The sequence below is a fragment of the Prosthecobacter sp. genome (assembly GCF_044232965.1).
Taxonomy (GTDB): Bacteria; Verrucomicrobiota; Verrucomicrobiia; order Verrucomicrobiales; family Verrucomicrobiaceae; genus Prosthecobacter.
In genome coordinates this window covers 17,881-30,713 of sequence record NZ_JBIIKX010000068.1, presented here as the reverse complement: position 1 = coordinate 30,713, position 12,833 = coordinate 17,881, and the positions used below count along the sequence as shown (strand labels likewise).

10 protein-coding genes are annotated in these 12,833 nt (G+C 61.2%); 2 read left to right on the top strand and 8 right to left on the bottom strand.

Features of this window, described 5'->3' with window-relative positions; all coding sequences use genetic code 11:
* Window positions 1–158 precede the first annotated feature (158 nt).
* Together ACILSI_RS21550 and ACILSI_RS21545 are read left to right on the top strand one after the other, a co-directional pair.
* Complete coding sequence (locus ACILSI_RS21550; RefSeq protein ID WP_395723986.1) at window positions 159–932, top strand: glycosyltransferase family 2 protein; 774 nt, start codon at window positions 159–161, stop codon at window positions 930–932.
* A gap of 31 nt (window positions 933–963) precedes the next feature.
* Window positions 964–2,325, top strand: coding sequence for a sulfatase-like hydrolase/transferase (locus tag ACILSI_RS21545; RefSeq protein ID WP_395723985.1), 1,362 nt, complete (start codon window positions 964–966; stop codon window positions 2,323–2,325).
* A gap of 7 nt (window positions 2,326–2,332) precedes the next feature.
* Here the strand turns inward: ACILSI_RS21545 and ACILSI_RS21540 are convergent, their stop codons facing one another.
* The 8 genes from ACILSI_RS21540 to ACILSI_RS21505 all read right to left on the bottom strand — a co-directional run bounded on the left by ACILSI_RS21540 (window position 2,333) and on the right by ACILSI_RS21505 (window position 12,820).
* Entirely contained in the window at window positions 2,333–2,998 is a 666-nt protein-coding gene (locus ACILSI_RS21540; RefSeq protein WP_395723984.1) for a hypothetical protein, read from the bottom strand.
* Between the two features lie 10 nt (window positions 2,999–3,008).
* The gene (locus tag ACILSI_RS21535; RefSeq protein WP_395723983.1) at window positions 3,009–4,433 is read right to left on the bottom strand and encodes a sulfatase; all 1,425 of its coding nucleotides are present in this window, start codon (window positions 4,431–4,433) and stop codon (window positions 3,009–3,011) included.
* Window positions 4,434–4,483: 50 nt separating this feature from the next.
* Window positions 4,484–5,458: a C-terminal binding protein gene (locus tag ACILSI_RS21530; protein ID WP_395723982.1), complete on the bottom strand. Its 975-nt coding sequence runs from the start codon at window positions 5,456–5,458 to the stop codon at window positions 4,484–4,486.
* Window positions 5,459–5,472: 14 nt separating this feature from the next.
* A complete protein-coding gene (locus ACILSI_RS21525) occupies window positions 5,473–6,873 on the bottom strand; it encodes a DUF1501 domain-containing protein (protein ID WP_395723981.1) in 1,401 nt (466 codons plus the stop codon).
* 8 nt (window positions 6,874–6,881) lie between these two features.
* Window positions 6,882–7,631 (bottom strand): sialate O-acetylesterase, encoded by a 750-nt coding sequence (locus tag ACILSI_RS21520; RefSeq protein WP_395723980.1) that lies wholly within the window; start codon window positions 7,629–7,631, stop codon window positions 6,882–6,884.
* A 44-nt stretch (window positions 7,632–7,675) separates the two neighbouring features.
* Window positions 7,676–8,962 carry a sialidase family protein gene (locus tag ACILSI_RS21515; protein WP_395723979.1) on the bottom strand — a complete coding sequence of 429 codons (1,287 nt, stop codon included), beginning with the start codon at window positions 8,960–8,962 and terminating at the stop codon, window positions 7,676–7,678.
* Between the two features lie 9 nt (window positions 8,963–8,971).
* The gene (locus ACILSI_RS21510) at window positions 8,972–10,678 is read right to left on the bottom strand and encodes a sulfatase-like hydrolase/transferase (protein ID WP_395723978.1); all 1,707 of its coding nucleotides are present in this window, start codon (window positions 10,676–10,678) and stop codon (window positions 8,972–8,974) included.
* 96 nt (window positions 10,679–10,774) lie between these two features.
* Window positions 10,775–12,820: a DUF4838 domain-containing protein gene (locus ACILSI_RS21505; protein ID WP_395723977.1), complete on the bottom strand. Its 2,046-nt coding sequence runs from the start codon at window positions 12,818–12,820 to the stop codon at window positions 10,775–10,777.
* Window positions 12,821–12,833 lie beyond the last annotated feature (13 nt).

Below are 12,833 nucleotides of genomic sequence, written 5' to 3'. Positions count from 1 at the left end.
GATTTCACCGAGCGACTGCGGGCCGTGTGCCTGGCCGCGCTCAGCAACGGGTCGAAAACAACCGAGTGAGCGGATATGGGGTGAGTTACTACCAGGGTTGATTTGCGCTTGCGGCAGGAGGCTTCCTCGTGTCCATCACGCCTCCCTTGCGAGGGCGCATGAAGCTTCTTCTCCTCATCCCCAGCTACAACACCGGACGCCTCCTGGCGGACACGGTGGCACACGCGCTGGAGCACTGGCCGGAAGTGTGGGTGGTGCTGGACGGCAGCACCGATGACAGTGAGAAGGCCGTGGAGGTGCTCCAGCCCGCGCATCCCGGCCTGCGCCTGATCAAACAGCCGGTGAACCGTGGCAAAGGCGCTGCCATCTGCCGCGGTGCCGAGGAGGCAGCCGCAGCCGGCTACACGCATGTGCTGACGATGGATGCCGACGGCCAGCATCCGCCCGAGTCGATCCCGAAGTTTATCGCGCTCGCCCAGGCCTACCCGGAGGCTGCCCTGCTCGGCCAGCCGATCTTCGGCCCCGAGGCCCCGATGCTGCGCGTGCGCGGCCGCCGCATCTCGAATGCGTGGGCGAATCTCGAAACGCTCTGCTGGGGCATCGGCGACTCGCTCTTCGGCATGCGCGTGTATCCCGTGCAGGCGCTGCTGCGCGCGTTTCGCAGCACCTGGTTCGCCCGGCGCTTTGATTTCGACACGGAGGTGGCCGTGCGCATCTGCTGGCAGGGCGTTCCCGCCATCAACGTGCCCACGCATGTGCGCTACCTCACAGCGGCGGAAGGCGGCGTCTCACAGTTCCGCTACGGGCGTGACAACCTCCTGCTAACCTGGATGCACGCGCGGCTGATGGTGAGCTTTGTCCTGCGGCTGCCGCTGTTGCTCTGGCGTGCGGCGCGTGGCGGCAATCCGCTGAAAAATGTCGTCGCACCGTGATGGGTGGCCTGAAACAGGCCGTTCTCATCTCATGCGCTCGATTTTGCTTCTGCTGCTGTGCGCGGTGTCTGCCCATGCCGCGCCGAACATCCTCTTCATCGTCAGCGATGATCAGCGACCGGACACGATTCATGCGCTGGGCAATGTGGTGATCGAAACGCCGAACCTCGACCGCCTCGTCGCACGCGGCACTTCGTTCACTCGGGCCTATGCAGGTTATCCGATCTGCCACGTCAGCCGCGCCCAGATTTTGACCGGTGCGCATGCTTTCAAGGCGCTGCCAAAGTATCCCGGCGGCGCAATTGACCCCAAACTCGCCACATTGGCCGGGACACTTCAAAAAAGTGGCTACCACACCTGCTACACGGGAAAATGGCACAACGACGGCCATCCGATGCAGCGCGGTTACACGACAACGAGCGGCCTTTACTCCAGCGGTGGCGGGAAAGGCATCACGCAGCCGGAAACCGATGATCGTGGCCGTCCGCTCACCGGTTATCGCGGCTGGACCTTCAAAGATGATCAAAACAAAGCCGAACTCCACAAAGGCGTGGGCCTGCAACCCGACAACAGCCGTCACATCGCCGATGGAGCGATCCATGCCATCCAAACCGCGCCGAAGGGCAAACCGTGGCTGTTGCATGTGAACTTCGCTTTCCCGCACGATCCGCGTCAGTGGCCTGCGGGCATGAAAAACCGCTACGATCCAGCCAAAATGCCGCTGCCCACCAATTTCGTCGCCAAACACCCTTTCGACCACGGCAACATCGACGGACGTGACGAGCAGCTTTTGACTACCCCGAGGCTCGAAAGCGATGTGCGGGAGGAGTTAGCGATTTATTACGCCATGATCACCGATCTCGACGCGCAGCTCGGACGCATCCTCGACGCGCTGCCTGCGCCCGACGACACGATTATCATCTTCACCGCCGATCAGGGCCTTGCGCTCGGCAGCCACGGTCTGCTCGGCAAGCAGAACCAGTATGAGCACAGCATCCGCAGCCCGCTCATCATCTGCGGCCCAGGCTTGCCGAAGAACGAGCGCAGCGCGGTCCTGGTCACGCTTCACGATCTCTTCCCCACGTTCTGTGAGCTCAGCGGCATCGAAATTCCCAGCACAGTGACCGGAAAAAGCCTCGCGTCGTTGCTGCGGCATCAAACCGGCCGCGTTCACGATTTCGTCACCGGCATGTTCACCGACACGCAACGCATGATCTGCGATGAACGCTGGAAATTCGTGCTCTATCTCAAAGCAGAGCGCGAGCAGCTCTTCGACCTGCAAAATGACCCGCATGAGCTGCACGATCTCAGCGAGCTTGCCGCCCATCAGGCCAAAAAAGAGGCACTGAGGATCAAACTCGATTCATGGCGGCGGGCCAACGAACCACGCTAAAACACCGTCATTGAGCATTCGCAGGCTCAACATGGATGTCGTCGATCTCGATGCCCTGTTCGCCGCCGTTTTGCATCCAGAGCAGCTTGCGCTTTCCGGCGTTGAAGTTGGGCCGCACGAGGTGGTGGCTCCATAGCCTGCCGTCGATGCTGATCACGACGGAATCACCTTCAAAGACCATCTTCACGGTTCGCCAAGTGTTGCCAGCAAGGTCGATTTTTTCAGCAGGAAAGTGCTCGTTGGTGCGGAACGCAACGCTGACGGCATCTGCCGGACGCGCTTTTTGGAGAAGCGGATGATTCGGATCCTTCGTGTGGGCATCGACCTCAATCTGCACGGCGTTTCGCAGCAGTTTCACGCGCAGCATGTGATCCACGCTGCCGAATCCGTCATCGCCATCGACAAAGAACCACAGCCAGCCGCCGTCACCAAGATGACGATAGCGGAAGGAGATGCTCATGTCCTTTCCTTCGACCGGTCGATAGACCATCGGCGGATATTTCCCGCCGCTGGAGCCGCGAGTCCACAGCACTCCATCGCGCACCTCGGTGTTCTTGTTCGGGATCGGCGTGGTGAAGCGCTTTGCGTCAAATTTGGCGTCAAAGGCTTCGTGAACCGGCTCGGCGGCGCTCAGCGTTCCAAGGGTGAATGCCAGCAAGAGGATGGGGCGCATGGTTGCAGGCTTACTTTTTCAATTCGCTGAGCATCGCCTTCATTTTCGCCACCGTTTCAGCATGCGCCGGGTCTTTGAGGAGGTCTTTGGCCTCCTGGGGATCGTTTTGCAGGTCGAAGAGAGTCGCGCCCTGACGGCCTTCGTCCCACTCGGTGTAGCGGAACTGCTCATTGCGCACGCTGACGCCGATCGAACCTTTGCCTTTCCCCTTCTTGCCCTGGCCTTTGCCAGGGCCATTGCCAGTGCCGGGAATGCCACCGCGCATGACCTGGGTGAAGGCAGGGCGTTCCCACGCGGCCTGCGGATTCTCCAGCAGCGGCTTCAGGCTCGTGCCATCGCTCTGAGGCAAAGGCAGGCCGCACACATCCGCCAGCGTGGCATGCAGGTCGATGAGCTCGACGGTGCGTGGGCAGGCCTTGCCGTTGTTCGCATTGCCAGGAACGCTGATGATGAGCGGCACATGCGCGGAGTTCTCCCACAGGCTTTGCTTCTGCCACAAACCGTGGTCGCCGAGGTGATAACCGTGGTCGCTGTGGAAGACGATCACCGTCTTCTCACGCAGGCCAAGCCGCTCCACCGCGGCCACGACCTCGCCGACCTGATCATCCATGAAGGTCGTGGAGGCGAAGTAGGCCTGGAGGATCTCCTTGCGCAGCGGATCGGTGAGCTGGTCCTGCTCCTTTTTGTAGCTCGCATACGCCTGTGTGGGAATGCCCGGCGCGTCCTTCATCGGCCCGGTGGGAAGCTGGATTTTTTCGATGGGATACTGCTCAAAGTATTTCTTCGGCGCCACATACGGCGTGTGCGGACGGTAAAAGCCAACGGCGAGGTAAAACGGGCCGTCTTTCTTTGCTTCGAGCAGCTTGATCGCCTCCGCCGCGCCCACGGCGTCGGTCTGCGGCTCCTCGGAGGGATCATTGAACCAGCTCAGCGTGCCGCCGAACTGGCCTCGCGTGAGCGTGTGAATCTGATCCTCCACCTTCTTGTCATGCCCGATGGGATTGACCACCTGCTGCCAGGACGGCTCGTCATCCAGCCCGCTGGTGCCGATCTGAGTCGGCACGCCGTAGTGGTAGAGCTTGCCGACCCGCGCTGAGAACGCGCCCGCCTTCGAAAAGGTCTGCGGAATGCTCAGCACGTCTGGCAGCGCTTTGCGGAAATGCGTGGCGTTTTCATACACCTTAGTGCTGCCGGGACGCATGCCGGTCATGAACGACGCACGGCTGGGATTGCACAGCGGGAACTGGCAATACGCCTTCTCAAACCGCACGCCCGCGACCGCGAGCTTGTCGATGTGCGGAGACTTCACCTGCCCGTGCCCATAACAACCGAGCGAGGTGTTCAAATCGTCCGAGACGATATGCAGAACGTTGAACTTCGGCTGCGCGGTAGCACAGACAACAATGGCAAAAAAAGCAGCGAGGAAAGACTTCATGGCGGTGCGTGGTAACGCAGCCACTTCCGCGACTTCTCAACGAATTGTGGTTACTCGATGCCGTTCACGACATTTTCGAGCTTCGCCCCGGTCACCGCCGCCAGCGCGATGCGGGCCGAGGTGCTGCGCATCTCGATCTTCGACTCCACGCTGCAAAAGGCGGCATGGCAGGTGGCGATGAGATTGGGCGCGGCGGCTTCTTCTTCGCTGCGCAGCGGCTCGTCTTCGATCACATCAAGGCCTGCGCCTGCAAGACGCTCCTCGTAGAGCGCGGCGAGAATGGCGGACTTCTTGATGACGGCTCCACGGGCGGTGTTCACGACGAAGGCACCCGGCTTGAGCAGCGCAAGCTCACGCTCTGCGATGAGATGGCGCGTTTCATCATTCAACGGACAATGCAGCGACAAGACATCGGTTTGGGTGAGAAGCTCATCGAGTGTGCGCACGCGTGTGATCCCGACGGCCTTGTCCGCGCCGTTCGGAAGATACGGGTCGTGGAAGATGACTCGGAAGCCGAGCGCCTTCGCCCGCAGCGCTGTTGCGGTGCCGATGCGGCCAAGGCCGACGATGCCAAACGTGAGCGTGCTGAGGCGGCGAAGCTTGGGGCCGATCTTGATGTTCCAGCCGAGTTGTTTGGCCTCTTGATCGAGCGGCAGGATTTGGCGGCACAAAGCCATGGCGAGTGCGATGGCATGATCGGCTACCTCCTCGGTGCCGTAATCGGGCACATTGCAGACAGCGATGCCGCGCTCACGGGCTGCGGCGATGTCCACGCTGTCGAAACCGACGCCGTTGCGGATGATGGCGCGGCAATTCTTGAGTTTGGCGATGCCTTGGGCCGTCAGCGGCATGTTGTGCCAGATGATGATGGCATTCGCGCTGGCGATTTCGTCATCCAGGTCAGCGTCGGTGTCGCAGAGATGCCGCGTGACTTTCACCGCGCTGCCAATGATGGCTTTTTCGATGGCGGACTCCGCATCGCCCTGCGGAGCGGTGCGCCAGTCGATGATGGCGATGTGTGGCATGAATGATGAGTGAGTTACGCGAGCAGTTCCTTGATCACCCCATGCCCTTCGAGGCCGGTGAGGCGTTGTTGGAGGCCGTTGTGATAGAAGGTGAGCTTCTCGTGGTCTATACCGAGCAAGTGCAGCGCAGTGGCGTGGAGTTCGTAGCTGTGAGTGATGTTTTCGAGGGCTTTGAAGCCAAGTTCGTCGGTGCTGCCGTAGCCGGTGCCGCCCTTGATGCCACCGCCAGCCATCCAGGCGGTGAAGGCTCCGGCGTTGTGGTCGCGACCTTTGCCACTGCCTTGTGCCGCGGGCTGGCGGCCGAATTCGGTGGTGCAGATGACGAGCGTATCCTCCAGCAGGCCGCGTGATTTGAGATCGGCGAGTAATGCGCTCGCGCCAGTGTCGAGCACGGCGCCCCAGTAGCCGTGGTCACGCACGAGGTCTTCGTGGCTATCCCAGTTCGGGCGGATTTTCTTGGCGGTGGTGTTTTCAGCACCGCAGTAGATTTGAATGAAGCGCACGCCGCGTTCGGCGAGTCGGCGCGCCATGAGGCACTGGCGACCAAAGGGGCCGATCTCGGGATCGTCGATGGCGTAGAGTTTTTTGGTGAGCTCGGTTTCACCGCTGAGGTTGGTGACTTCGGGGGCGCTGAGTTGAAGACGCGCGGCCATTTCATACGCGGCGATGCGGGCGTCGAGTTCGGTGTTTTCCGCGCGGGTGGCTCGGTGCTTTGCGTTGAGTTTTTGCAGGAAGCCGAGTGTCTGCTGATCTTGCTGGCGCGTGGTGAAGTCCTTTGGCGGGAAAAGGTCGGCGATGGGTTGCTCGGTGTTTGTGGCATCGAGCGTGGTCGCCTGATGCACGGCGGGGAGGAAGCCCGCGCCCCAGTTGATCGGGCCGCCGGGCGGGAGTCCTCGCGGATCAGGCAGCACGACGAAGGAAGGCAGATTATCGCACTCGCTGCCGAGGCCATAAGTGACCCACGCGCCCATGCTGGGGAAGCCGGGCAGCGTCTGACCGGTGTTCATCATGAAACAGCCGGGGCCGTGCAGCGCGGTCTTGCTCTGCATGGAGTAGATGAAGGCCATGTCATCGACATGCGTGGAGAGTTTTGGAAAGAGATCGCTCACCCAGCGACCACATTCGCCGTGTTGTTTGAAGGGGTAATAGCTCGGCTGGCAGTTGCCGGGCTTCGACGCGAAGAACTGCAGCTTGCCATCAGGATCGAAGGGCTTACCCGCGCGTTTGATGAGCTCTGGCTTGTAATCAAACGTGTCCACATGGCTCATGCCGCCGGGACAGAAGATTTGAATCACACGTTTCGCCCTCGCCGCGTGATGCGGCTGCGCGCCGCGTGCGAGCATCGAGGTCAAAGCAAGCCCACCGATGCCTCCGGCAGCGGTTTGGAGGAATTGGCGGCGTGTTGTCGTGTTCATGAGTCGATTCATTCAGGACGGCCGTTCTCGGCGGGCTTCTTGCCTTCGATGAGCGCCTTCGCCTGACGCACAAAGCGGCGGCCGAGGAGTTCGTATCCGGGTTTGGTGTAGTGGAGGTCGTTAGTCATCACGCCTTTGACTTCCTTGTCGTTGAGATCATCGCAATCGACCCATGCACCATGCGCATCACCTTTCGCGACCTCGACCTGGGCCTCGCGCACGACTTTCCATGCAGGCGGATTGATGCGTTCGTGATCGCTGATGCGGCCAATGACCACGTGAAGGTCCGGGCGCTTCAAATCGCGGCGCAGATTGGCGATGAGTTGCTTCAAGGCATCGGTGTAAGGTGCGTGGAGGCCGGTTTTCGAGTCGTTCTCGCCCTGCATCCAACAGAAGGTGACGGACTTCGCATTCGGGTGCTCCTTCAGCATCGTGGTGAACTGCTCCAAGATGCGCGGGTAGAAAATGGTGCCTTTGTTCTTGTCCTTCTCACGCGCCCTCGTGACATCGACGCCGTGCTTCGTGGCGATGTCGTTCCATTCATCCACCCAGTAACGAATCGGCATGCCGCCGACTGCGACCTTGATGTAAGCCACGTCCGCATCGGGAAAGGCAATTTTCGCCTCCGGTTCAAAACCGAGCTTCGGGTCCATGCCCGCCATGTTTGACTGGCCGGTCAGGATGAAGAGATGCGCGGGCTTATCCGCTGCTGAAGCGAGCGAGACGATGGCGAGTGTGGTGAGGATGAGGTGTTTCATGAGTTAAAGAGAACGGGTGGATTTGCTGGTGTTGTCAGTTGATCCTATCGTGTGGAACGCTGAGCCATCGCCTCCACCTCGCTCATTTTGAAGCGCACACTGACGATTGAGCAGCCCACATCTTCTTTGCGATAGTTCGCATACGTCGTGGCGACGATGGTGCCGTCGGGGAGCAAGTGAAGGCCGGGATAGAAGCCGTCTTTGAAGGTCTTCAGCAGACTCACGCGATACTGACCGGACTTGCCTTGCTTGATGTCGTCGTAGGTGCCGACCCAGGCGATGAAGCCGCCTTTGTCCTTCGACTGCGGCGAGGCGTTGCGGAAGACGATGACCATGCGGCCATCCGGCAAAGTGATGCCGTGGTGACGATCTCCCGTGAGGCCCCACGGTGCATCCACGGCCTGCGACCATGTTTTGCCTTCATCGCGGCTGAACATGACGAGGCTGGTGCCGCTGCGTTTGTTCTCGCGCATGAGGCAGCAGAGTTCGTTGCCATCGGGCGAGCGAAAGACATACGGCTCGCACGGGTGCTTGCCGTCGAGCTTCGTGCCATCGCAGGCCATCACGGGCTCCGACCAAGTTAAGCCGCCGTCGCGCGTGATGGATTGCAGCACTTGCAGCGTGCCACCTTCGCCGATGCCGCCACCGCGATGGAACATGCCGAGATACGAACCGTCCTTCAGTCGCACGATGCTGGAGAAGGTCATGATGCAGCGAAACGGATCGTCTTTTGCAATGCGTCCGCCGATGGGTGGCAGCTCGCGCCAGGTCTTGCCATCGTCCTCGCTGACGATGCGCGGCATGAAACCTTGGTGACGGCCTTCGATGGGCTTGGGGTTCTCCTTGTCGGTCAAGGTGCGTGCGGCAAAGACCCACAGACGCTCTTTGCCCTGCGGATCGGTGATTCGATAGATGCTCGGGCAGTTCTTGAAGTTGAAGTAGTTCGGCGGCAGCGCGTCGTCGATGCGCGTCCAAATCAAACCGGCGTCATCGCTGCGAGCCATCGGCCCTGCGTGGCCACCGTGGCCGATGTTCCAGACGCAAAACATCGTCTTGTTGTCCGCTAGCAGCGTCGTGGTGGGATGCGCGTGATACTCATCCGGCTCCGGCGAGCCGCGAGCGATGACGATCTGCCGCTTGGTGTCGTCGGAGAGGTCGATGTTGATCAATGCATCGCGCTGCTGTTGCCAAAGCGCCTTTTTCTCAGCGGGCGCGGATTCCCACGCGCGTTTCGCGGTCTTGGTGGCATTGGCGACTTCGGGTTTCGCTTGGGCGAATGCGGCCACCGGCGTTAGGAGAAGGGTGGCGAGGAGGGCGAGCGTGTGTTTCATGGCTTGGGTTCACTTCAATCGCTTCAAGCGCACGGCTTGGATCTCGATGCCGGGGGCGGCGGTGACTTGGAGGTCGTGCGATCCTGCGGGGATGGTGATCGTGCCGATGCTCAGAGGCTTGAAGACTTTGTCCGGGACTTCCCAGCGCGGGATGAGATCGCGGTGCGGGATTTCCGGTGGATCATAGACGGTGGTGACGGTGCTGCGTGCCTGGGTGTCACCGATGCTGACGCGGATCTCGCCGCCGATGGTTTTGGTAGTGTGCAGTGCGCTGACTTCGTAGCGTCCGGCCACTGGCACGGTGAGATGCCAGAGCATCGCTGCGGTGGGCGTGGGGAAAGTCGCCCAGTCGTAGTCCCAGCCTTTGCCGAAGAGGCGGGCTCCGCCGATGCGGGCGGCATTGGGAATGAGCAAATCGGTGCCTTCGGTCAGGGTGATGGGAAAACGTGCCACCTTGCCCCCGGTGGCTGCGGTGACTTCGTGAAACCAGGCGAGATAGTCCTTCTGGAATGCGGCGGCGAGTTCGAGCTGCTGCGCGGCGAGGTTGGTCTTTTCGCCGGGATCATTGCGCAGGTCGAAGAGCATGGCTTGCTTGCCGTCGTGCACCCAGCGATGCGTTGGGGTTCTCGCGGTGCCGGGATACTCACGGATGGCTTCGCCGTCTTTGCCGCCGCGCCCGGTGATGTCGAAGAGGGTGCGCTGGAGCCATGCGGATGCCTTGCCTTGCAGGAGTGGCACGAGGCTGACTCCGTCGAGGGGCTGGCGTTTCGGCAAAGGCACGGCGGCGAGTTCGAGCAGCGTGGGCAGGACATCGACATGCTGCGTGATTTCTGTGACGCGGCTTCCGGCTCTCAATTTGTCCGGCCAGCGAATGAAGCACGGCACGCGCAGGCCGCCCTCGAAGACGCTGCCCTTGCCACCTCTCATGCCTCCGTTGTAGCGGGCGGTGTTGGGGCCGTTGTCGGTCGTGAAGAGGACGATGGTATTCGCGGCGAGGCTGAGCTGATCGAGCTTTTTCAGCAGGCGGCCGACGTTTCGGTCGAGGTTCTCGATCATCGCATAAACCGCCGCGTCCTTCGGCTCGAAGCCGAGGGTGCGATATTTCTCGAACAAGTCCTGCGGTGCCTGCATGGGCGAATGGCAGGCGTTGAACGGCACGTAGCAAAAGAACGTCCGCGCCTTGTTTTGTTCGATGAAGCTCATGGCCGCATCGGCGAGCACATCCGTGATGAATCCTTTCGTCGGCGTGCTGACGCCGTTGTGCTCGAGCTGTGGATCGAAGTAGTTCGGGAAGAAGCCGCCGCTGAAGCCGAAGAATTCGTCAAAGCCCTGGCCGCGTGCGGCGGAGGGATGGTTGGAGCCGTTGTGCCACTTGCCGAAGCAGCCCGTGGCATAGCCGGCGGATTTCAGCGCCTCGGCGAGCGTGATTTCACCGCCATGCATCACTTCGAGGCCGTCCGAAGTATTGATCACATTCAGCCGCGCATGATGTCGCCCGGTCAGCAGCGACGAGCGCGTCGGCGAGCAGATGGGGCTGACGTGGAAATGCTCCAGCTCGACGCTCTGAGTTCTCAGCCTGTCGAGCGATGGCGTGGAGAGTTTGGCATTGCCATGGCAACGCAAATCGCCCCAGCCCATGTCGTCGGCGAGGATGAGGAGGATGTTGGACTTCTCCGTCTTGGATGATGCGTCGGCGGCATGGAGCGGAGCGAGCATTAAGATGGTGAGGAACCATGCGGGTTTCATAGCTGATGGAAGATTGCCTTTGCTGTGGCTGGTCTGTGTTGAGGACATTCGCTTCCACTGACACACTCACTCCAAGTCGAGTCCCTTGCCTGACATCTCACGCAGGGCGCGCTTCGAGAGCGGTGAGCTGGGGTGAAAGCCCATGATCCTGCGGCTGTCCGTGGACTTCTCACCGCGCTCGGCTTTCGGGACGCTGGGATCAAAGCCCAGGCGCTTGGTCGCGATCGAGTATGGAGGGAAATGCTCGGCCATCGCCTCCCAGGCCGTCCACTTTTCCAGCACCTGCGCATGAATGGCCTCTCGCTCTTTCGGCGCATTTTCCGCCTTCTCCATCAGGGCGCGGATGCCGACCAGCGCCTCGGTGTGGACGAGTGCGGTGCGGGTGAAGGCGACACGCGCGGCATACTTTGGATTGCCTTCGGTGGCTTGCCCTGCTGCGGTGAGGTGGGCGTGGGCTTGTCGAAAAACCTCGTCAGTATAAAACTGGTGCGAGCGCAGCACGCTGACACGCGGCAGCGCGATGGTGTCCACCATCTTCTGCCGGGTGCGCTCCATGAGTTTCCAATACTCCTTCATCGGGCCAGCCGCCGGACCGTAGCAGCGCCGGTAGTAGTCCTCCAGGATCGCATTGCCATCCGCGTAGGGGTTCCAGGTGAGCTGGCTGAGCAGGTAGAAAAAGGGCGCGTTCGGGGCCCAGTGCTCGAAAAGCGAATCGAAGAAAACGCCCATGACTCCGTGCTCGGCGGCGAAGCGCATGTCCTCCATGGCCTGCTGGAATGGCACGTCTGGAAAGCCCGTCTGCGTGCCGCCTTGGTTGCCGAGATTGGGCCGCCAGAAGAGCTGCTTGGAGACTTTCGCCCAGTCGGCGAACTGCTGCTTCTCCTCTTTCCGCATCGCTTCGTGGCGCAGGATGAAATTGTGAACGGAGACGACGAGGATGTTATCGCGCGGCACGGCCTTCAGGGGAGCTGGCTTTCCCGCTTCACCATAGGCGTTCATCATCACGAGGAAATCCCGGCCGGGGAAGCGCGCCTCGGCCAGTTCGGAGAGCTTGTTGGCAAAACGCACGTAGCGATCCGAAAGCGGCGGCCATTCCTCGGTGACGCCATTGGCCCAGGACATCCGGACGCGGACATCGGTCTCCGTCGGGACGGGATCCCAGGCACGGGAGCGGGGATCAGTGCAATGGCCCTCGTAGTAGCTGTCGTTGGCCATCGTGTAGAGCACGTCGTGATGCGGATAGGCGGCCAGTCTCTTTTCCTGCTCATCCAGCCACGTTTGCCACAGGAGCGGCTCGCCCTCGCAGAGCTTCCGGCGCATGGGATCCTTTGGAAACGTGCCACGCGTGCCATCAGGCTGCAGCGCGAACAACTCTGGCCGCGTCTCGCCGTATTTTTCCCACCAGTCTTTGAAATAATGCCCGCCATCGAAGGTGAACGAATCCAGCAGGAGCCGCTGATGCTTGGCCCAACGCTGCATGTCGTTCTCCTTGATGTAACCGCGAGCCAGTTGATTGAACAATCCGATGCGGGAGCGGAATTGCGGATGATAGCGAAGCTGAAACGGGGCGATGTTCAGTGCCTCTGGTCCTGGATAATCCGTCCCCGTCTCACCGGGATAGAACCACCGGACGCCGACCTGATCCTGCAGGAAGGTGAACACGGCATTGGCAGTGCCGTATTCCTGCTGTTGGTCCGTGATGGGAAAGCGCCGGCCTTCGACCACGGAATGCTTCGGGTCCCACCGATCCCGTCCCGTGATGGCGATGTGGTTTTCGTTGCCGATGAGCAAGACTTCCTCGGGAAGCTTCAGCGTGAAATCCGCGCCGGGAAAAAGGCGGTCGAGCGCCGGTTGATAGCCCACCCAGATGGCCTGCGCGGGCAGCGGATCGGGCAATCTCTCGATCACCTCAGGCCGCACACCGCCGATGCTCTCCAGATGCGCCGCCAGCTCCACCGCCGCCGCTCGCGTGTGCGGTGCGGCATCCTGTGCCACCACGATGGGCACGGCCGAGCCATCCGGCCGGATCAGGTGGAGGCGCGGTTCGGCAGCCCCGGTTTGAACGACGAGCGCGAGGAAAAGAACCGAGAGGAGTGTGAGCGTGAGTTTCATAAAATCTGTGCAA

Coding starts and splice junctions, on each gene's coding strand:
- ACILSI_RS21530 (WP_395723982.1), bottom strand. CDS start 5,458: ATGCCACACATCGCCATCATCGACTGGCGCACCGCTCCGCAGGGCGAT.
- ACILSI_RS21515 (WP_395723979.1), bottom strand. CDS start 8,962: ATGAAACACACGCTCGCCCTCCTCGCCACCCTTCTCCTAACGCCGGTG.
- ACILSI_RS21545 (WP_395723985.1), top strand. CDS start 964: ATGCGCTCGATTTTGCTTCTGCTGCTGTGCGCGGTGTCTGCCCATGCC.
- ACILSI_RS21525 (WP_395723981.1), bottom strand. CDS start 6,873: ATGAACACGACAACACGCCGCCAATTCCTCCAAACCGCTGCCGGAGGC.
- ACILSI_RS21520 (WP_395723980.1), bottom strand. CDS start 7,631: ATGAAACACCTCATCCTCACCACACTCGCCATCGTCTCGCTCGCTTCA.
- ACILSI_RS21550 (WP_395723986.1), top strand. CDS start 159: ATGAAGCTTCTTCTCCTCATCCCCAGCTACAACACCGGACGCCTCCTG.
- ACILSI_RS21510 (WP_395723978.1), bottom strand. CDS start 10,678: ATGCTCGCTCCGCTCCATGCCGCCGACGCATCATCCAAGACGGAGAAG.
- ACILSI_RS21540 (WP_395723984.1), bottom strand. CDS start 2,998: ATGCGCCCCATCCTCTTGCTGGCATTCACCCTTGGAACGCTGAGCGCC.
- ACILSI_RS21535 (WP_395723983.1), bottom strand. CDS start 4,433: ATGAAGTCTTTCCTCGCTGCTTTTTTTGCCATTGTTGTCTGTGCTACC.
- ACILSI_RS21505 (WP_395723977.1), bottom strand. CDS start 12,820: ATGAAACTCACGCTCACACTCCTCTCGGTTCTTTTCCTCGCGCTCGTC.